Source organism: Cesiribacter andamanensis AMV16 (assembly GCF_000348925.1).
Taxonomy (GTDB): Bacteria; Bacteroidota; Bacteroidia; order Cytophagales; family Cyclobacteriaceae; genus Cesiribacter; species Cesiribacter andamanensis.
Window position 1 is genome coordinate 22,597 of sequence record NZ_AODQ01000028.1, and the last position, 19,529, is coordinate 42,125.

Sequence of the window (19,529 nt, forward strand, 5' to 3'; positions counted from 1 at the left end):
ACACCTGCCCTACCCCCGGCTCTTTCGCGCCCTTCAGCGCCAAAGGGCTGCAAATACTTAATCCGCTTACGGTATTTTTATGCCTACCCCTACAGACCGCAGCCGTAGTAATCACACCCCATCGCCGCTGCAGGCCACGGCCCCCTTTCAGGCCATGGCCGAGCTGAGCCCCGACCTGCTGCTGCTGGCCAACCCACAAACACGCACCATCACCTACGCCAACCAGCAGCTCCGGCAGCAGCTGGGCTATGCGCCGGAGGCCGCCTTGCAGCAGGGCTTCTCCTTTCTGGAGGAGCTGCTGAAACCCGCCGGGCGTCAGGCCTTTGCCGCGCACGTGCAGGCGGCGGCAAGCCTGCCCGAGGGCAAACAGCGGCAGTGGCAGGCACAGCTGAAAGGGGCCAATGGACACTGGCACTGCTTCAGCATCTGCTGCACGGCCCTGGGAGCAACCGCCCCTTCCCAACTGCTGCTGCTGACCCTTCGCAGGCAGCAGCCCCCCTTGCCGCAGGAAGCCCGGCAAAGTACCGGCAATATTGGAGACGACCAGCTGCTGAGAGCCACCATCGACAGCTCGCTGGACATGATTCAGGTATTTAAAGCCGTGCGCGACGCTAAAGGCACTATCATCGATTTTGAGTGGATACTCATCAACGAAACCTCTAAAAAGATATTCGGGCCTGTAGTGGGCCAGTGCCTGCTGCAACACAACCCCGGCGTAAAAAAGGAAGGCATTTTCGATACCTTTGTCAGGGTAGTGGAAACCGGCATTCCCGACCAGCAGGAACGGTATTATCCGCATGAGCAGTTTAAGGGCTGGTATTACCAGTCGGTGGTGAAGTTCGATGACGGCGTGGCCACCACCACTGCCGACATCACCCTCCTGAAACAAGCCCAGCAGGACCTGCTGCAAAGCAAAACACTGCTGCAGGATGTGATTGATGCACCCCGAATCGGCATGGCAGTCTACAAAGCCCTGCGCAATGAAAAAGGGGAGATCTTTGATTTTGTGCATGAGTTCATCAACCGGGCAAGCCTGGAGATGCTGGAGGGTGAGGATTTTACCGGCAAACCCTTTAGCGCGCACGGAGAAAATGCCTTGGTACAACTGCCGCAATTCATTGAAGTGATTGAATCCGGGAAAAGAAACAACTATGTACGGGAAGCCGATTTCCTGGGGCAAAAGGTATGGTTCGCTATTACCAATAGTCCCCTGGAGGGTGATCGGCTGTTGCATACCTGGGAAGATGTAACAGAAAGAAAAATTGCCGAGCAGGAAATCAGGGAAAACCGAAACCTGATCAAAACTGTATTTGATGTCTCGCTGAATCCGATTGCTTACCACAAAGCTGTTCGGGATACGGCTGGAGAGATTGTTGATTTTGAATTTCAGCTGGAAAACCGGGAAGCCAGAAAATACGCACTGGAGAACCGCACCGGCAATCGCTACTCAGAAGCCTATCCCGGAATCAAAGACACGATCGTGTTCCGGCTGTATTGCCAGGTGGTAGAGACAGGCAAAGAGCTGAACACAGAAGTGCAGCTGAAGCTGATGGGCAGGGAACGCTGGTTTCACCTGATGGCCGTAAAGCTGGGAGATGGTTTGGTGGCTACAGCACTAGACATTACCGAACGCATACTATCTCAGGAAGAAATCCTTCGGCTGAAAGAGGAACTCGCACAGAAAGCAACCGATAAATACTATTCCATTTTCAATGCCATAGACGAAGGCTTTTGTATTTATGAAGTAGTGTATGATGATCAGGAAACGCCGACAGACCTGCGCTGGTTAGAAGTAAATCCAGCCTACAACAAACAAACAGGCTTGGAAGGTGTGGTAGGAAAGTTGCACTCCGAGCTGGGGCTGGCCACAGAGAAGTACTGGTTTAATGCCTTTGATCAGGTTGTTAAAACAGGAGATACGGTTCGTTTCGAAAATTGGCATGAGCCTACGCAGCGATGGTACCATGTTTATGCATCACGGATAGGCCAAGCAGAAGCCAGGCAGGTGGCAGTGGTTTTCGAAGACATCACCAAACGCAAAAAACGGGAGAAACAACAGGCGTTTCTATTGAAATTCTCCGACACTTTACGAACCCTGTCTAACGAGAAGGCAATTGAAGAGACCCCATTGCAGATGCTCGCTGAATTCTTGGAGCTGGATCGGGCTTATGTGTTTGTCTTGTATCCCGATGACGACCGTGCGGTGGTCAGAGCGGAGCATCGAAAAGGTAGTCTGGTATCTATTTTGGGCGAAGTTCGGATGTCTGATTTTCCTGAAACAGTTCGGCAAATCGAAGACCAAACGATTGTCTTCAATGACATTGATGGCGATACCAGACTTTCTGATTTAAATAGGACATCCCTTCATGCAGTGGATTTGCAGGCGTTCATTTGCGCCAGTGTTCGCAAAGGCGAAAGCAACGTCATCTGGTCGCTTGCCGCAGCAACCGCTACGCCGCGGGTTTGGACAAAAGAAGAAGTGGAATTGATTGAAATCGTAGCCGAACGTATCTGGGCTGCGGCAGAAAGAGCCAGGGCTGAAGCAGCCCTGCAGGAAAGTGAAGCCCGTTTCCGCACCCTGGCCGATGCCATACCGCAGCTCATCTGGACCAACGATGCTGCAGGCAGGGCCAGCTACTTTAACCAGCGCTGGTACCAATACAGCGGCCTGAGCCCCGAAACCTCTGCCGGCCCCGGCTGGCAGGCCATTGTGCACCCCAGCGATGCCCCCGCGGCAAAAGAAAAGTGGCAGCAGGCCCTGGCCCAGGGCGCTTCCTTCGAAACCGAATACCGCCTGCGCAATGCCACCGGCGCTTATCGCTGGCACCTTTGCCGCACTATGCCCCTCAAAGACAACGCCGGAAACCTGCTGGAGTGGTTTGGAACGGCTACCGACATCGAAGACCGCAAGCATATAGAAGAAGCCCTTGCTTCTTACAACCAGCTGCTGGAGCAGCAGGTTGAGGAGCGCACGCAAGCCTTGCTGGAAGCCGAAAAGCTCTCCGTAAAAGGCCATATGGCCCGTACCATTGCCCATGAAGTACGCGGGCCGCTGGTGAACATTAATATGGTGCTGGAGCTGCTGCAGCAGGAGCAGGCCGCTACAAAAACGCAGGCCACCACAACCTATTTTGACATTATTGGCAAAAGCACCCGGCGCATCGAGGCCTTTATCACTGAATTGCTCAGCCTCACCAAAAATCAGAATGCCGCATTTGCGGTGCACTCCCTCCAGCAACTGGTAAAAGAGACCTTGACCAAGGCACAGGACCGCCTCTTTCTGAAACATATACAGGTAGAAGAAACCTATGCCAAAGACTGCCAGGTAAAGGCCGATCCCGAAAAGCTGAAGATTGCCATACTCAACATTTTCCATAATGCCATTGACGCCATGGAAGCCCATAAGGGAGTATTGCGCGTGGTGGTGCGCAAAAATGAGCAGCGCTACACGGCTCTGCTCATCAAGGACAATGGCTGCGGCATGAACCAGGAACAGCTAAGCAAGATGTTTGATGCCTACTACACCCAAAAGCCCTCCGGTCTGGGGGTAGGCCTGGCCAATGTGCGCAGCATTCTGCAAAGCCATGGAGCCCGTATTAAAGTGGAGAGCAAGCCCGGCGCAGGCACTACCTTCATGATCTATTTTGATGAAGTGGAACAGTAGCACTGGCCTGACCTGCTCCTTGAAAATTTGGCTGAAAGCTTTTACAGGCACCCGGCTTTATGTATTGACCAGCCTTGAATTCTTTCATAGTGGAACTTATCCAAAGATCTTGTGCATAAGTAAACAGGACCACAAGCTGGTTAAAAGTATAGCCAAATGCCTACAAAAGGCATTTGGCTAGTTTAGATTTCAACAAAAAACTTTAATAAGGATTGGGTCTATTTAAGTAATGGCTGATTTTTTTAAATACGTCCTCAATCTGCTGTAACGCGTCAAAGCCGCTTATACGCTTCCACAGCTAGCATTTTGTCCTTATACCTTTCTTCCCCTCCCTGCCCCTGCAAACAAAAAAGGCCTCTTTCCGAAGAAAAAGGCCTAAGTGTGCGCATGAGAAGACTCGAACTTCCATGCCCTTGCGAGCACCACCACCTCAAGATTATTCATAAGTTATGAATGTCAGATAGTTACGAAATGCAGGGCCTATATAGGGCCTAACTGCCTTCATTTGAGCCGAAGGAAGTTTTATATACGTACCCTTTACAGAACCTGCGTGATTTGAATCCTGGTCTTCCTTTTAGGAACGGAACAGATTAAGATAATCACTAAACTCATACACCCTACTCCGCTGCCCACCTGTGATCTCTCGTAGAATTCCCTGAGCCTCCAGCTCTTTGATAAGGCTATAGGCTGAGGGCATGGAAAGACCAGTCACCTTCCGTACATTTTCTGCATTCAAGACTGGCCGCTGATACAGGTATTCCAACACCTTTTGAGCATTCACTGCTCTACTGCCGAGACTCTTGATCTTAATGTCAATCTCCTTTTGAAGTCTTAAAATTCCATCGAAGGTGCTAATCCCTTTTTGTGCGATTTCGATAACACCCTGCAGAAAAAACTTAAACCACCTGCTCAAATCATTCGCCTCTCGAACGCGCATCAGGTTATCGTAGTAATACCTGCGGTTCCGCTCCAGAAAATCAGAGAGGTAGAGAATTGGCTTTTTCAAAATCCCCCTACTTACCAGATACAGGGTAATCATGAGACGCCCTACACGCCCATTGCCATCCAGAAAAGGGTGAATTGTTTCAAACTGGTAATGAATAAGGGCTATTTTGAGTAACTCTGGAAAATATAGTTCTTCATTATGCTCAAACTTTTCGATGTCACCCATCAGTTCCGGAATAGAGGTATGTACCGGAGGCACAAACACTGCGTCGTTAATACTGGCCCCTCCGATCCAGTTCTGGCTGGTGCGGAATTCACCCGGCTGCTTCTGTTCCCCACGTACCCCCTGCATCAGCGTTTTGTGCGTTTCGCGAATAAGCCTGGAGGAAAAAGGAAGCCTATCTAGCGCACCCATGGCATGATTCATGGCCTGAATATAATTCTGTACTTCCTCCCAGTCATTGCGCTTATCCAGCGGCACATCTTCCTTATCGAGCAGTGCCTCCTCCATATTGGTTTGCGTACCTTCAATTTTGCTGCTCTGGGTGGCCTCCTTCAACACATGCATGCTAATAAACAATTCTATATTCGGGATATACTCAGAATACATATCCAGTCGCCCCAGCTCCCTGTCTGCTATCCCCAATAACTGCAGTACCTCCATATCATCCATGATCCAGGGGCGGTTAATGGAGTTCGGCTGAAAACTTTTATAGGAACCCTGCTTTATGTATTGACCTGCTTTGAACTCTTTCATTATAGGACCTATTTAAAGATCTGGTGCGTAATTTAAACAGACTGATGATCTATTTAAAATTTTAGCCAAAAATTTAAATAATATAGATTGCTATTTAATATTTCAGCAGAAAAATTAAATAATGAACGAGCCTATTAAAGCAACGACAGTTCTTTTAAATACGCACTCATTTTGCAGTAAAGAGCAGAAGCTGCATATAAGCTTCTATAGCTAGAGTTCTGTCGATACAACTTTCTTCTCCTCCCAGTGCGCATAGAAATAAAAAAAGGCCTCTTTCCGAAGAAAAAGGCCTTTTTTGTGTGCGCATGAGAAGACTCGAACTTCCATGCCCTTGCGAGCACCACCCCCTCAAGATGGCGTGTCTACCAGTTTCACCACATGCGCAGGTTTGGGTTACAAAAGTAGTGCTTGGCGCAGACTTATACAAGTATCCGGGGCAGGAGCGCTTATATTTTCTCCCAGAGCGAATCCACAAAATAATGCCGGCAATCAAAGAAATGCTCCACCAGCCTGAAGTTTGTGTTGCTGGCGTAGTGCCCAATGGCGGCCAGATCGTACTTACGGCTGATTTCTACATGTATAGGCTCCCAGGCAGCAAACTGATAGGTTTCGTCCAGCGCCTCAATGTACACCTGCTGCGCCCGGCGGCTCATCAGGTAACTACGGGCCTCGCCACTTATGGGATCATACAGGGGGTAGTGCTCCCATTGGTCCAGGTCAAACTCCCCGCCCAGCTCCCCATTGATGCGCTGCAGCAGGTTAAGGTTGAAAGCCCTGGTAATGCCGGCCCGGTCATTGTAAGCCGCCAGGATCTGCCCGGGGTCCTTCTTCAGGTCAAAACCTATCAGGATCAGGTCATGGGGGTTGAGCTCCGAGGAGAGGCGGCTGAGAAAGTCCAGGGCCTGCGGCTCGGAAAAGTTGCCGATGTTGGAACCCATAAAAAGCACCACATTGCGCCGGTCGCTGGTCTGGCCCAGCTGGTGCAGCGCCCTGAAGTAATCATCACAAATGCCCTCCACCTGCAGACCGGGGATGCTCTGCCGCAGATCAGCCGTAAGGGTTTCCAGCACGTTTTGGGAAATATCGATCGGGATGTAGCGAAAATCAATGCCTGCCCCGGTAAAATGGCGCAGCAGCAGCTTGGTCTTGAGCCCATCGCCCGCGCCAAACTCAATGAGGTTAAAGCGGCCGCTATCATTGCAAAAGAGCTGCAGCAGGCGCTCCTTGTGCATGTCCAGGATCTCGTACTCGGAGCGGGTCAGGTAGTACTCCGGCATGTGCATAATGGCCTGGAAAAGAGCATCGCCCTGCTTGTCGTAAAAGTATTTGGAGGAGAGCTGCTTAGGGCTGGCGGAGAGCCCCTGGCGCACATCCCACGCAAACTGCAAAAGGGGTGCCGGAAGAACAGGCCTGCGCCCGGCACTCCGGTGGCCGGCATCCCGGTGGCCGGCATCCCGGTGGCCGGCATCCCGGTGGCCGGCATCCTGGCTGGGTGCGTTGCTTCCGCCTGCAGCTGTGGTTTTGGTGTTGGCTGAGCGATGAGATGAGGACATAAAGGGGTATGGTATGAATGGAAAAAAGGGGCAGCCCAGCGGGCCAGCAGTAGCTAGCTTACAGCTGCTTGGCCAGGCGCAGGCCGCTAAACAGCCAGCGCAGCTGCGGGTGAAAGAAATTGCGGTAGCTGGCCCGGATGTGATCCCGTGGCGTGGCGCAGGAGCCGCCCCGCAACACCATCTGGTTGATCATGAACTTGCCATTGTACTCCCCTACCGGACCCGGCGCTTCGCTAAAGTAGGGATAGGGGCGGTAGGCACTGCCGGTCCACTCCCACACATCACCCCAGAACTGCCGGTTGCCGCTGCTGCGGACTGCCGGCTCAAAAAGCTCACTGTCCTGAAAGTTGGCATAGGCAGGGGGTGCCGGGCTGTGCTTGCGGCAGGCAGCTTCCCACTCCTGCTCGGTGGGCAGGCGCAGCCCCCGCCATTTTGCATAGGCATCGGCCTCATAGAAGCTAATATGGGTAACGGGCTCCTGGAGGTCTACCGGCTCCAGCCCGTGCAGGCTGAAGCGCTGCCACTGCCCGTCGATCCGGTGCCAGTGATAGGGGGCCTGTATGCCCTGCTCCTGCACCCATTGCCAGCCCTCCTGCATCCAGTGCCGGAAGTACCGATAGCCACCCGCTTCCATAAACTCCAGCCACTCGCCATTGGTCACCAGCCGGTCGGCAATGGCATAGGCCTGCAGGTATACCTTGTGCCGGCCCAGCTCGTTGTCAAAACAGAATCCCCTCCTTCCGGGGCCGTCTGCGGACTGCGCGTCTGCGGACTGCGCGTCTGCGGACTGCGCGTCTGCGGACTGCGCGTCTGCGGACTGCGCGTCTGCGGACTGCGCGTCTGCGGACTGCGTGTCTGCCCCCCACCCAATCTCATACACCCCTTCTTCCATGGGCAGAAACTGCAGTTCGCCTACCGGCTGTGCTGCTTCTTTTGCGGCCTTTCGGGCACGGTATGGGGGAAACAGGGGGTTGCCGCCCAGTATGAATTTGATATCGTACAGCAGGAGCTCCTGGTGCTGCTGCTCGTGCTGCAGGCCCAGCTCCAGCTTTTCGGCTACCTCGGCCGGGAGCGAATGCTCCTGCAGGTAACACTCCAGCTGCTGGTCTACATAGGCCCGGTACTGATACACCTCTTCTACCGAGGGGCGGGTCATGTTGCCGCGGTCGGTGCGCACCACCCGCTTACCTACCCCCTCATAATAGCTGTTGAACAGGTAGGCGTACTGAGGATCGAATCGCTCATAGCCCGGCAGGTTGCCATCCAGCACAAACTCCTCAAAAAACCAGGTGGTATGGCCAATGTGCCATTTGGGCGGGCTTACATCTACTACGGGCTGCACCACATAATCTTCCGTCTGCAGGGGGGCACACAGCTTTTCGGTGGTGGCCCGTACATGTTTAAACCGGCTGAGAAGATCGGATTGCGTAGGCGAAAGGATGGCTGGAGATTCGGACTGCATAAAAAGGGGGTTGATCGCTGCTTGGGCAAGCCGGAGTAAAAAAAGGACAAGACCTATAGGCTTTAACGCATAAACGCCCCTTTCGTTTAAGACTATTTTGATTTAACTCCACTAAAAAAAGGATCGGCTGAACAGATCCCGGGCTTGCTGCCCCGCTGCTCAACCGCTGCCCAACATACCGGTGCTCCTTTGGGCTACAGGATCCGGGCCCGCTGAAGAGTGCTTACTGCCACAACTGCCAAACCGTCCACAGCCGGGGGTAGGGAAGCTGGGTACTCTCAGCAGCCAAGGCCTGCGTAAGGGCAACCTCTGGCTGGCTTACGGGCAGGGGGTCAGCGCCACAGGGGCCGGGATCGTCCCGGCGCAACGCCCGCTCCGACAGACTAGGCTCTGCCGGGCTGGACAGTGGCAGCTGCGCGATGGGCAGCATAAAAAATAGCAGTAGCCCCATATAGGTACTAAGGAGCGAGCGTCCCCGGCGGCAGCTGAAAAAGGGGGCGAAGGTAGTGCTAAATGTGTTCATGGTGCGATTGATTAAAAGGGGTTCCGGTGCGTATCATCAGCTAGTTAGCATGCCAGGGGCAGTCGGCAAATAAAATGTGATGAGCACAGGAAAAAAGGTGACGGAACTGCTTTTACGCCTTGTACCAAAGAGAACAGGGGGCAGAAACAAGCCTGCATCCCCTCTCCCAGTCCGCTAAACTGCCGATAGCGACCAGGCGTCGGGCTCTTCAGAAAGGGTTGCCAGCGGAAATAAAATAGCCCCGGCCGGGTAGCCGAGGCGGACTATGGAGCCTTTTGCACCGTGAATTATGGATCAAACCTTCTAGTTAAGTTGATAAGACATACAAAAATCCCCCTTGGTGAAGGGGGATTCGTTCCGTATAGAAACATTCCAGGTTGAGCAACCCATACTGTACGTTTTGTAAGCCGGGAGCCGGTGCCTGGGCGCCCTTCTGCCGGAGCAAGCCCTCTGGCAGATGGTTGTCAGAACTTATTGAGTACCCCCATCAGGTTTTGGCGGTAGGCCTCACTCACCGGTATAGGGGTGGCATGAATGGTCACCTGGTGGCGCTCGGCCTTATCGATCTTGTTGAGGGCCACTATATAGGAGCGGTGCACCCGTACAAAGCGGTCAGGGGGCAGCAGGCCACTTACTTCTGCAAAGGTGCTGCGGGAAAGGATTTTCTTGTCCTTCAGCACAAAGGTCACATAATTGCCGGCCGCCTCGGCGTAGAGGATCTCCTCGTACTGCACCTTTAGCTGCTCGTAGCCAGTCTTGATGTAGAAGAAATCGGCCGCCTCGCCGGCATTGCGGTAGGTATAAAGTTCGTAGGCCTTGTTGCAGCTTTTCAGAAAGCGGGCCAGCGAAAAAGGTTTGAGCAGGTAATCCACTGCATCCATCTCAAAGCTGGTAACGGCATGCTCGCTATAAGCGGTGGTAAAAATGAGCAGCGGCTTTTTGCTCAGGCTGTTGAAAAAATCCAGGCCCGAGATATCCGGCATCTTAATGTCCAGAAAAAGCAGGTCAATGGATTCCTTCTGCAGGTACTCCAGCGCCTTAAAGGCATCGGTAAACTGGGCCTTCAGCTCCAGAAAGGGCACCTTGGCGGCATGGGCCCGGATTACCTCCAGGGCCATGGGTTCATCGTCTACAGCAATGGCGTTCATAGGCAGCAGGGGTAGGCCATGTGATTAGGCAGATAACTGAACGGTAAGATGCACAAAATATTCCTTGCCTGTTTCCCGGATCAGCAGCTCGTGCCGCTGAGGGTAGAGCAGCTGCAGGCGCTGGCGCACATTGCTCAGGCCAATGCCGCTCTTGTCCCGCTCGGGATCGTTCTCGGGGCGGGTATGCTTGCTGTTGTGCACATCAAAATAAAGGGTTTGCTCCCGCACCTCCAGCGTAATGCTGATGTGAGAAGGCTCCCGGAAGCTGATGCCATGCTTAAAGGCATTTTCCACAAAGGGGATCAGCAGCATGGGGGCAATCTGCACAGGCAGCACCGGCTGCTCAATGGCTTCATGAATGGTAATGCCCGGGATGGAATCGGTGCGCAGCCGCTGCAGGCTAATGTAGTTGTGGAGGTACTCAATCTCCCGGGCCAGGGCTATTTTCTCCTGCATGTTTTCCTGCAGCATAAAGCGCATCATATCGCCCAGCTTCTGTATGCCTTCGCCGGTGCGCTCGGCCCCCTCCTGCAGGGCGGTGCCATACATGGTGTTGAGGGCATTGAAGAGAAAATGGGGATTGATCTGCGAGCGCAGAAAATCAAAGGTGGCATGGCTGTGCCCCAGCTCCCGCTGCAGCACAAACAGCTGCTCCTCCCCCTTGCGCTGCCGTTTGTACAGCACCCAACAAAGGGGGGCAGCCACCAGTACCTGAAAGGCCACATTGAACATGCTCAGCACAAAGGCCAGATCGCCGTATCTTACCAGGATCAGGACCAACAGGGCAATAGGCAAAAAGGCCACTGCCATGATCAGCAATACCTTGCTCAGGTACATCAGAAAGGGGCGCTTTTTATTTAGCGATTGCGGAATAAGCGCATAAAAGGAGTACCAGTAGATCATAATGCCTGAAGGCACCAGCACACACCAGCTTATGATGAGCTCCCGGTCGGCATCGCCCATCAGCAGCAGAAATATCCCGATCATCCAGAGCACCACAATCACCAGCCCCCCTTGTGTGATAAAGGGGTAGCGGGCTTTCAGCGTCTCGGCATTGGAGAGCAGGTAAATGCCCAGGTACTTGATCACCGTATAGAGGGCCAGCATCAGCAGCAGCCAGAAGGCGTACAGAAAGCCATTGAGAAAAAAGCTGTTGTAGGCTTCCTGCTCTGACCCAAACTGGGCAAAGAGGTAATTTTTCAGATAGGTATCGGTAATGCTGTAGACCAACCCGCCCAGCACAAAAAACACCAGCACCAGCAGCACATTGCGCAGCAGGGATTTGCGGCGGATCAGCTGCGGCACTACCCGGAAGTTGAGCACCAAAAAGGCCACAAACAAAAAGCTGTAGCGGATCAGCTGGGGCCAGAAGTAGTGCCTGTAATAGTCAAAGTAGATCAGTGCCTGATCAAAGTAGTAGCGGTTGGGTGTGCGCACATGGGCAATATTCTGAATGCCCTCGGAGATAAAGAAAAAGACCGCAAAGACAAATAAGGTGGTGACGGCCCAGAATTCTACCCGGTTGAAATTTTCGGATCTTGACAGATCGTCTTTCATAAAAGAAGGCTGCAATGTGGAGGATAAAGTAATCATTTCTGTACAAGCTACAAGGAGGTGTAAAGTAGAAGCTATAGTCGCTGGGCCTGCCCGGCCCAGGCAGAAGCAGGCGGGCAATGGCCCATGCGCCTTCTCCGGCTGATTTCCATGCTAGTTAGGCACCCCCCGGCAGCCTTAAAAAAAAATGTGACGAACCCGCCCAAAGATGTGATCGGTGCGCCCCTCACACATAAACCAACCCACTTCCGGACTAAACGGCCTGCAGAGGTAGCCCGGCAGCAGGAGCAGCACCGGGGCCCGGAAATAGGGAAAATATGGATCAGAACGGTTCAAAAACCAGGCTTACCTGCCCCATTGAGCTCTTTTCATACATGGCAATGCAGTAGGGCTGGTAGGCAGCATCAACATTTACATCTCCGGGATAGAGCGCAGGGGGTACCGGGCTTCCTTCTTTAAAAAAATACACCCGCGTGGTGCCATACTTGGTGTGGGGCATAAAATTGCCGTACTGCTGCAGCTGCTCCGGGCTGGCATCCCGCACGCTTACGGCATAGAGGCGAATGATGGGTCCGGTATTGTTCTCATTGCGGTAAAAAGCTACTTCCTGAAAGCCCCCGGGCAGGTCCTGCACGCCGGGCTGGCGCAGCAATTCCAGCAGCATCCAGCCAACAAGTAAAAGGGTAAGGGCTGTAACACCCCATTTTAAGGGAGCTTTCATAGGCAATTGCAGCTAGGGAGCGGCACAACGCGCTGCCCCTTTTGAGCGTACAGCAGGGAGGGAGGCATGCGCCATGCTTCCTGCAAAGATACTACAGCTTTCCCAGACCACCCATGCCCGCCAATGCTGCGCCCCCTGCTGCTGCTACTGAAACCGCCACCTTTGCCCTGGGGTGTTTCTGGAAGCCCGATGCCCTCTTTGGCCTGCAGCAGGGGGTAGTGCGCACCCGCGTAGGCTATGCTGGCGGCAGCAGCCCCGCTCCCACCTACCGCAGCCTGGGCAACCATATCGAAAGTCTGCAGCTGGAGCATGACCCGCAGCAGATCGGCTATGAGCAGCTGCTCGACTTCTTCTTTAGCTGGCACACCCCTACCCGTCCGCCCTACAAACGGCAGTATGCCTCGGCCATTTTTTACCATACACCTGCCCAGCACCAGCAGGCGCTGGCCAAAAAAGAGGGTAGAACAGCGGCTGAACACCAGGGTTCATACGCTGTTCTACCCCTATGAAGGGTTTTACCTGGCCGAGCTGCGCCACCAAAATACCAGCTGCAGCGCCATGCGCAGCTACTGGCCCATTTCAGGAAGCGCTACCCCCCAACAGGAGGACTTTATTGACGCCACGGTAACCGCCAGGGTCAATGGCCTGCTGTATGGCGGCAGCAGCGCTGCCCGGCTGGATACGTCTCCGGCCCTGGCCGCACTCCCTGCTCAGGAGCAGGCACTAGTGCGCCATGCTCTGGCTGTGTTGTGACACCGCATGGCCATTGGGCTGGCTCATGGGGGCGTGGTAAATTTCCCGGTAATATTCATCGGCCATGCGGTCGGCGCCAAACTGGGGCACTACATCCTTCATGGCTTGTTTTACAATGGCCAGCCACTGCCCGTGGTTGCGGTAATAGGTAGGCACCACTTCCTGCTCCAGAATGCGCATCATGTGATCATAGTCGATATCATCCTGTACATGATCGGGCAGAGAGGTATCACAGATCGGGATCAGGAAGCTGTTTTCGCCATGGCGGGCAAACTCCGGAATCCAGCCATCCTGAATGGTAAAGTTGATGGCGCCATTCATGGCGGCCGTCATGCCGCTGGTACCTGAGGCCTCCCTTGGCCGGCGGGGGGTATTCAGCCACACATCGGCTCCCTGCTTCAGTTTCTTAGACAGGTTCTTTTCATAGCCTGTGAGCACGGCTACATTGGGCCGCTGGTAGGACATCTCCATCAGGCGGTTAAATACCTCAATGGCGCCATAATCGAACGGATAGGGCTTACCCGCCCAGATGATCTGCACGGGCATATCGCTCCGGCTGATAAAATCCATAAAGCGGTGAATGTTGCGTAGCAGCAGATCGGCCCGCTTGTAGCCGGCAAAGCGCCTGGCCCATACAATGGTAAGCACATCCGGACGGAACAGCTTGCCGGTCTGGTCGGCCACTATTTCAAACAGGCCGCGCTTCATTTCTTCCTTACGCAGGGTAAGGGCTTTGTCGTCGTTGCGGTCTATGGCATCCTGCAGCTTCTGGTCTCGCCAGTAGGGCACATTCTGGGCATTGGTGATGGCCTTGATCTCGGAGATGCCTTCATTGCCGTACCACATCTGGCGCGATACCTCGCCATGCAGCTGCGATACCCCATTGGCAATTTTGGAAAGGCGCAGGGCTGCCAGCGTATAGTTGAACTGCTCGCCATGCATGCCGCTGATGTAGCGGGCTTCTTCCAGCGGAACCGGCCCGAAGAACGACATCCGGTTCAGCAGCTCGATGTCGCGCTCCTCATTACCGGCTTTCTCAGGGGTATGGGTAGTGAACACAATTTGTTTCTTTACCTCCTCCAGGTTGCGCATGCGGCCGTACATGTGGAAGGCCAGCGGCAGGGCATGGGCTTCGTTCATGTGGTAAATATCGGCGCCGCCCAGGGCTTCTACCACCTTGGCGCCCCCTATGCCCAGCACAATGCTCTGGGCAATGCGGGTCTCCTGCACGGGGTCGTACAGTTTGTAGGAAATGGTGCGGGCCAGGTGATCATTTTCAGGAATATCGGTGGTGAGCAGGTACATGGGCACCGTGCCAAAGGTATCGGGGCGCAGCACCATGGCCTTTACCCATACGGGGCTGCCATGAATGATCACTTCTACCTTAATACCGGAATCTTCCAGAAAGGAGTAGTATTTCTTCTGGAACTGAATGCCCATACGCTGATCTTCGGTGCGGGTCTGGTCATAGTAGCCAAACTTCCAGAGCATGCCCACGCCAATCATGTTCTGGCGCAGGTCATAGGCGCTGCGCATGTGCGAGCCGGCCAGGTAGCCAAGGCCGCCCGAGTAGATCTTCAGGGCCTGGTCTATGCCAAACTCCATGGAGAAGTAAGCTACACGCGTATTGTATTTTTCGTTTATCTCGTAGGGGTGATACCACTTGTTGTACTTAGACATACACTTCTTAGTTCTGTTCTACAATCCTTTTATACGTTTGCACAAAGCAACTGATTATGAGGAGCTCAGGTAAAAGTTTCTGGCTGAAGAAAACGCACCCGAACCCTTTTTCAAGTCATAATATTACTATTTTGTTTGAACATTTTTTTGTTAAAATGGGCCTATAAATTGCATCATCCCAATACAAACGTTTGCAAAGCCCCATAGAGGCTCTTTTCAACTTTCTCTAGCCGTGCGCAAACACCAACCCTCTGTTGCAAATTGAATATTTCAAAGACAGAGCAGCGATTTTTCTACGAAATTGATACCCTCTGCGCACGCTCACAACTGCCTGATCTGAAAGTACTTACCTTAACAAATCACTTGCCAGGCCTCAAATCTCTGATAAAGGGGCTGAATTCTCCCTTGAAGGCCAATAAACACATGTTGCTTCTCCTGTAACTTAAGAAAGTATACTATACTTGCAGATATGTAAGGAATTAGCTCAAAGTAGCATGAGTGCCAGACGATCTCTGCTTTATAGCATACTGACGACCAAATGCCCCCGCTGCCGGGAGGGAAACATGTTTCTGCCCGGGAGCTTGTATACCCCCCGCTTTGCCCGGATGCATCCCCGCTGCGCCTGCTGCGGCCAGTCCTTTGAGCCGGAACCGGGCTACTACTTCGGGGCTATGTTCGTTAGCTACGCCATTAGCACCGCCATTTTTCTGGTAGCCCTCTTTGTGCTATCGCTGCTGGCCGACGAAATTACCATGCTCATGGTGTTTGTAACGGTGGTTGGGGTGGTGGTAGGCCTGCTCCCCATTATTTTCCGGCTTTCGCGCTCGCTCTGGATCAGCATTTTTATTCACTATGAAGGCCCCTGTGAGCAGATCAAAAAGCGCTGACCCTACCCCCTTTACCCTTCCCCCCTATCACCAGCCCATGAAGCGCATCAACCCTCAAACGCTGCCCCTCTGGCAGTTTGACCAGCTGGCCGCCGAGCCCGGCATCCGGCATTTTGTAAGCGAACGGAGCACCCCCAATGAAGAAGAATTTACGCTGAGCTACTCCAGCAGTCCAGACCGGGAGGCTGTGCGCAGCAACCGCCGCCAGCTGGCAGTCGCCCTGGGCCTGGCCGAAGATCGCCTCTATTTTCCCTCGCAGGTGCACCAGACCCGCATTGTGGCCGTAAGCAGCCAGACCACAGCTGCCGAGCTGCAGGAAACCGATGCACTCATTACCCAGGAAAGAGGCATTGGCCTGGCCGTACTCTCGGCCGATTGTGTGCCCATCCTGCTCTACGACCGGCGCCATGGGGCTGTGGGAGCGGTACACTCAGGCTGGCGGGGCACAGTAGCCCGCATTCTGGAAAAAACCTTGCTGGAAATGCAGGCCCGTTTTGGCACCCGGGGAGAAGATCTGCTGGCCGGCATTGGCCCCTCGGTGTGCCAGGAGGCCTATGAGGTGGGCCAGGAAGTAGTGCAGGCAGTAGAAGAAGCCTTTGGCAGCCAAAGCAGGCTGTTGCTGCTGCCCCAGCCTGATGAGAAAGCCCGGCTGGACCTCTGGAAGGCCAATGTGCTGCAGCTGGAAGCCTTTGGGGTGCCCCAGCAGCAGATAGAGCTGGCCAAGTTGTGCACCGTACAGAACAATGCCCGCTTTTCTCGGCCCGCAAGGGAGATCGCGGACCGCTTTGCCGCCGGCATTCAGCTGCGCTAAAGTGGCGGCAGGCCTCATGGGCCATGTCTTGGGGCATGAGACTCAGCAGGTCCTGCACCCTGGCCTCAAGCTGTGCCTGCACCACTACCGTAAGGCTAATGCCTTCCGGCCCGGCTTTAACATCGGCCACCTGCAGTGTGTCAACGCCCCCCTGCAGCTGCAACCCCTTTAGCTCCATTCCCGCAGCAAGCCGCTCATTGATTTTGCCTAGTTCGCGGGCAATGATATCCCCTACCCGAAAACGGGCGCGTTTCAGCACCTGCTCATAGCCCACACTGTTGGCCAGCATCTCCAGCGAGCCATTATACAGGCGGCTTTGGGTGCGGGCATCCACTTTGTACTTGCGCACCCAGAGCAGCTGGCGCTGATTATCGTAACCCAGCTCGGCCAGCACATACAGATCTACCCCCTCCCGCTTAAAAAGGGTGCGCAACATGTCCAGCTTTACTTTTAGCAGCAGATCATAGTCGGGGCTGGGGCTGGGAGCCATACGCAGGTCCAGCAGGCGGGCATAGGGTTCTTCGCCTTCGGCGGTGGAGGGGGGCAGCACCTGCCCCAGCATTTTTTTGCGGGCGGCCGCTTCCAGGGCAGCATACGATAGGGTAACAGGAAGGTCAATCCGAACGGCAGGGGTAGAGGTATCCATGAATAAAAAAAAGGGCTACATAAATTGGGGGTGGAAGGGGGCCTGATCGATCCGCCCATCCACAGAGCGTACGCAAAATAGGCAAGCCCGTATAAAAGTAAACAAAAAGAAGCCCCAAATCGTAAAGATCGGGGCTTTTCCTGCGCTGGCTTATACAGCAGGCCGGCATGCAGCCAGGCACTGGGCAGGGTTTAAAACTTCAGGTCCTGTTGGCTGTGCTGCTGACCCCTTACCCCGACTGGCATAAGCTTTCTCCTAAAGGCCTGAGCGTATGTTTGCCCTCCCGGCGGAGCTGGGTGGTGCAGGGGGTGGCAGCCCTGCCGGGAGGGCCCATGGAGTCATCCTATGGATGAGATGACGGCTCCTTATTCCGCCCTGAGGGACTCTTTCAGCGCATCGATCATGGCATTGAATGCAGAGGCTTTAGGGCCCGTAATAAAGTGTGAGGGTTTGAGCCTGCCACTACTATGGATATGCTTTTGCGCATCCGAAAGCCGGGCAATGGCGGTGGTGGTATTGCCGGCTTTAAGCTGCTCCTCTACGCCCTTTAACTTGTTTGTAAAGGCGTTGAGCCTGTTGCCGGCCGATTTGCCCGGCCCACTGCCCTGCAGGCTCCCCTCGGCCACAAAGGCCTGGAAATGTTGCAGCAGCGCCGCTATCGTCATAACTGGTTCCTCCACCGGGGGCTCCTCTACCGGCTCCTCAACAGGGGCTGGGTACATGTGATTGATGATAGCCAGATCACCTGCCGAAAGCCGATTCCGCTGATAGGAATAGAGGGAACCATCTGTCCGGGTAATGGTGGGCTGGCCATTTATGGAAAAGGAATAGGGATGGTACATCATGATTGAATTAAAATCAAATCCACCATGATCGAAACCATCATACCCCTGCTCGGTGTAGGTCATGAAGGCATGGTAATACTGAGGCTGGATATTCTCATAATGGATAGTAACGAACTGATCCCGGTCTGCCCGGCTTTGTTCATGCCACAGGCCCAGTGCATGCCCTATTTCATGAATGGTGCTACCTGTAGAACAGCCCCGGCCTACACTGATGAACTGGCCCCCGCCTATCATGCCCACATAGGAGTAGCAGCCGTCGCCCTCGCCGAAATAAATATAGTTGTTCTGGGTAGTCCGCTTTACAAATGTAATGGGGGTAGTTGCCTCCCAGTGAGCAATTGCCTCCAGCACCCGATACGTTGCCGGCAGGGCAGGATCAATGGCATAATAGACCGTATTCTCGGGCCAGCGTACGGCCTGCAGGCTTCGGCCGGTGCCTTTTACCCGCTGCCCTTCTTCCGGTGCAGGGGCTGTCAGCTGTTCCCTGCTCAGGAGAATATCCCCCTGAAAGACGGCTTTGTTGTCGATAAGGCTGTAGGTAATGGGGGCACCATAGAGAAGGCCCTCGGTCAGTATTCCTTCCTGGCCGGGATAGGCTACTTCGCCTGCGAAGGGGTCGGGTATTTCGGAAAGGGGCGCAGGCGGCTCATCCATATCCGATTGGCAGGCGGCAAACACCAGTAGGGCCGCCATGGCGGGTAAATGTAAAAATGCTTTCATACTAGGGTAGCTTGTTTTAAAAAATAAAAGTAAAATCAGCGAATGCAACCTTTTTACCAGATGGCAAACGCACTAAATGCGTAGAATACGGACAAAAAATTTCCCGGCACCACCAGCAAAGGTACCCCCCTTGTAGCGCACACAACCCGTCCCCTCAGCTGTCTGAAGCAGAGAGCCAGCAAATGCTACTGTTAAAAGAAATGGCGTATAAAGAGAATTTGCCTACAACGCAGATCAAGCTTCCGGAATGCGTACCAGCAGACCACTCTATTCAGGAGATCTCACACCGTTCAACCTCCTCACTATCACACCCTTTCACCCGGAGAGTGCATACGATAAAGATAACAAAAGAGCTGAATTGACGCCCCTTATCTTGACTATTTTTTGAAAAAAATTAGATTGAAGCAGGATAAGTACCCTGCGAGCCTTTTCCTTCGCCCTATCAGGCAGCAGCCGAATTTATTCTGGAATGAAGGAGTAAGGTAGACGAGGCCTACAAGCTCCCATAAACTGGCCCATCAACTGCCGCTCGTTTAAAACGCAGCCCATCCAGCGCCTACAAACACAAAAGCCTCCAGCATACGCTAAGAGGCTTTTTTAGTGATCCCGCTGGGATTCGAACCCAGGACCCATACATTAAAAGTGTATTGCTCTACCAGCTGAGCTACGGAATCAGGATCTTTATACATTCCTACAGGCAGCCTGCAGAATCTGGTACAATTAAATTTTCAGAGTGCTATATTTTCCGCTTCCCGGAAAACGTTTTTACTTTGGTGATTCCGCCGGGCCACGCGGGCTGGGATTCGAACCGCGCGGGTCTCGCCTGACCGGCGGCCGCCCAGGACCCATACAGTAAACGT

The 19,529-nt window shown here is 53.8% G+C and carries 15 protein-coding genes, 2 tRNA genes and 1 pseudogene; 6 read left to right on the plus strand and 12 right to left on the minus strand.

All coding sequences use genetic code 11. The features are described 5' to 3' along the window. The first annotated feature begins 79 nt into the window (after positions 1-79). Positions 80-3,664, plus strand: coding sequence for a PAS domain S-box protein (locus ADICEAN_RS07275; protein ID WP_009194920.1), 3,585 nt, complete (start codon positions 80-82; stop codon positions 3,662-3,664). Between the two features lie 574 nt (positions 3,665-4,238). Here the strand turns inward: ADICEAN_RS07275 and ADICEAN_RS07280 are convergent. The 8 genes from ADICEAN_RS07280 to ADICEAN_RS07315 form a co-directional block, all read right to left on the minus strand. Further along, entirely contained in the window at positions 4,239-5,366 is a 1,128-nt protein-coding gene (locus tag ADICEAN_RS07280) for a Fic family protein (protein WP_009194921.1), read from the minus strand. Between the two features lie 300 nt (positions 5,367-5,666). Next, positions 5,667-5,750, minus strand: a tRNA-Leu gene (locus tag ADICEAN_RS07285). A 62-nt stretch (positions 5,751-5,812) separates the two neighbouring features. Next, entirely contained in the window at positions 5,813-6,919 is a 1,107-nt protein-coding gene (gene egtD, locus ADICEAN_RS07290; RefSeq protein WP_009194922.1) for an L-histidine N(alpha)-methyltransferase, read from the minus strand. Between the two features lie 58 nt (positions 6,920-6,977). After that, entirely contained in the window at positions 6,978-8,381 is a 1,404-nt protein-coding gene (gene egtB / locus ADICEAN_RS23195; protein ID WP_009194923.1) for an ergothioneine biosynthesis protein EgtB, read from the minus strand. Positions 8,382-8,604: 223 nt separating this feature from the next. Beyond that, on the minus strand, positions 8,605-8,904 hold the full coding sequence (locus ADICEAN_RS07300) for a hypothetical protein (RefSeq protein ID WP_009194924.1): 300 nt from the start codon (positions 8,902-8,904) through the stop codon (positions 8,605-8,607). A gap of 464 nt (positions 8,905-9,368) precedes the next feature. Further along, positions 9,369-10,052, minus strand: coding sequence for a LytR/AlgR family response regulator transcription factor (locus ADICEAN_RS07305; protein ID WP_009194925.1), 684 nt, complete (start codon positions 10,050-10,052; stop codon positions 9,369-9,371). A 24-nt stretch (positions 10,053-10,076) separates the two neighbouring features. Beyond that, a complete protein-coding gene (locus ADICEAN_RS07310) occupies positions 10,077-11,609 on the minus strand; it encodes a sensor histidine kinase (RefSeq protein ID WP_009194926.1) in 1,533 nt (510 codons plus the stop codon). A 319-nt stretch (positions 11,610-11,928) separates the two neighbouring features. Continuing rightward, the gene (locus tag ADICEAN_RS07315; protein ID WP_040396475.1) at positions 11,929-12,327 is read right to left on the minus strand and encodes a hypothetical protein; all 399 of its coding nucleotides are present in this window, start codon (positions 12,325-12,327) and stop codon (positions 11,929-11,931) included. Between the two features lie 113 nt (positions 12,328-12,440). Here ADICEAN_RS07315 and ADICEAN_RS07320 point away from each other — a divergent pair, with 113 nt between their 5' ends. Then, positions 12,441-12,836: a peptide-methionine (S)-S-oxide reductase gene (locus ADICEAN_RS07320; RefSeq protein WP_009194928.1), complete on the plus strand. Its 396-nt coding sequence runs from the start codon at positions 12,441-12,443 to the stop codon at positions 12,834-12,836. Between the two features lie 49 nt (positions 12,837-12,885). Then, a complete protein-coding gene (locus tag ADICEAN_RS21010; RefSeq protein ID WP_009194929.1) occupies positions 12,886-13,080 on the plus strand; it encodes a hypothetical protein in 195 nt (64 codons plus the stop codon). Here ADICEAN_RS21010 and glgP read toward each other — a convergent pair. Then, on the minus strand, positions 13,051-14,760 hold the full coding sequence (gene glgP / locus ADICEAN_RS07325; RefSeq protein ID WP_009194930.1) for an alpha-glucan family phosphorylase: 1,710 nt from the start codon (positions 14,758-14,760) through the stop codon (positions 13,051-13,053). The two genes, ADICEAN_RS21010 and glgP, sit on opposite strands and share 30 nt — an antisense overlap. 494 nt (positions 14,761-15,254) lie before the next feature. Between glgP and ADICEAN_RS07330 the strand changes: the two genes are divergently transcribed. The 3 genes from ADICEAN_RS07330 to ADICEAN_RS23200 are packed head-to-tail and all read left to right on the plus strand — an operon-like array spanning position 15,255 to position 16,630. Beyond that, the gene (locus ADICEAN_RS07330; protein WP_009194931.1) at positions 15,255-15,647 is read left to right on the plus strand and encodes a DUF983 domain-containing protein; all 393 of its coding nucleotides are present in this window, start codon (positions 15,255-15,257) and stop codon (positions 15,645-15,647) included. Next, positions 15,625-16,458: a peptidoglycan editing factor PgeF gene (pgeF, locus tag ADICEAN_RS21015; protein ID WP_161622671.1), complete on the plus strand. Its 834-nt coding sequence runs from the start codon at positions 15,625-15,627 to the stop codon at positions 16,456-16,458. Before ADICEAN_RS07330 ends, pgeF begins: the two co-directional genes overlap by 23 nt. A gap of 16 nt (positions 16,459-16,474) precedes the next feature. After that, positions 16,475-16,630 (plus strand): hypothetical protein, encoded by a 156-nt coding sequence (locus tag ADICEAN_RS23200; RefSeq protein WP_009194933.1) that lies wholly within the window; start codon positions 16,475-16,477, stop codon positions 16,628-16,630. Here ADICEAN_RS23200 and ADICEAN_RS23850 read toward each other — a convergent pair. The 3 genes and pseudogenes from ADICEAN_RS23850 to ADICEAN_RS07350 form a co-directional block, all read right to left on the minus strand. Continuing rightward, positions 16,574-17,104 (minus strand): annotated as a pseudogene (locus ADICEAN_RS23850) (DUF4403 family protein); the annotation flags it as partial. The gene ADICEAN_RS23200 and the pseudogene ADICEAN_RS23850 overlap by 57 nt on opposite strands. A gap of 365 nt (positions 17,105-17,469) precedes the next feature. Continuing rightward, positions 17,470-18,669, minus strand: a complete 1,200-nt coding sequence (locus ADICEAN_RS07345) for a M12 family metallopeptidase (protein ID WP_236612877.1) — start codon at positions 18,667-18,669, stop codon at positions 17,470-17,472. Positions 18,670-19,270: 601 nt separating this feature from the next. After that, positions 19,271-19,343, minus strand: a tRNA-Lys gene (locus ADICEAN_RS07350). Positions 19,344-19,529 lie beyond the last annotated feature (186 nt).

Bases quoted from the DNA above. Each gene is read 5' to 3' on its own strand.
- ADICEAN_RS07275 (WP_009194920.1), top strand. From the start codon at position 80: ATGCCTACCCCTACAGACCGCAGCCGTAGTAATCACACCCCATCGCCG.
- ADICEAN_RS07280 (WP_009194921.1), bottom strand. From the start codon at position 5,366: ATGAAAGAGTTCAAAGCAGGTCAATACATAAAGCAGGGTTCCTATAAA.
- egtD (WP_009194922.1), bottom strand. From the start codon at position 6,919: ATGTCCTCATCTCATCGCTCAGCCAACACCAAAACCACAGCTGCAGGC.
- egtB (WP_009194923.1), bottom strand. From the start codon at position 8,381: ATGCAGTCCGAATCTCCAGCCATCCTTTCGCCTACGCAATCCGATCTT.
- ADICEAN_RS07300 (WP_009194924.1), bottom strand. From the start codon at position 8,904: ATGAACACATTTAGCACTACCTTCGCCCCCTTTTTCAGCTGCCGCCGG.
- ADICEAN_RS07305 (WP_009194925.1), bottom strand. From the start codon at position 10,052: ATGAACGCCATTGCTGTAGACGATGAACCCATGGCCCTGGAGGTAATC.
- ADICEAN_RS07310 (WP_009194926.1), bottom strand. From the start codon at position 11,609: ATGAAAGACGATCTGTCAAGATCCGAAAATTTCAACCGGGTAGAATTC.
- ADICEAN_RS07315 (WP_040396475.1), bottom strand. From the start codon at position 12,327: ATGAAAGCTCCCTTAAAATGGGGTGTTACAGCCCTTACCCTTTTACTT.
- ADICEAN_RS07320 (WP_009194928.1), top strand. From the start codon at position 12,441: ATGCCCGCCAATGCTGCGCCCCCTGCTGCTGCTACTGAAACCGCCACC.
- ADICEAN_RS21010 (WP_009194929.1), top strand. From the start codon at position 12,886: ATGCGCAGCTACTGGCCCATTTCAGGAAGCGCTACCCCCCAACAGGAG.
- glgP (WP_009194930.1), bottom strand. From the start codon at position 14,760: ATGTCTAAGTACAACAAGTGGTATCACCCCTACGAGATAAACGAAAAA.
- ADICEAN_RS07330 (WP_009194931.1), top strand. From the start codon at position 15,255: ATGAGTGCCAGACGATCTCTGCTTTATAGCATACTGACGACCAAATGC.
- ADICEAN_RS23200 (WP_009194933.1), top strand. From the start codon at position 16,475: ATGGGCCATGTCTTGGGGCATGAGACTCAGCAGGTCCTGCACCCTGGC.
- ADICEAN_RS07345 (WP_236612877.1), bottom strand. From the start codon at position 18,669: ATGAAAGCATTTTTACATTTACCCGCCATGGCGGCCCTACTGGTGTTT.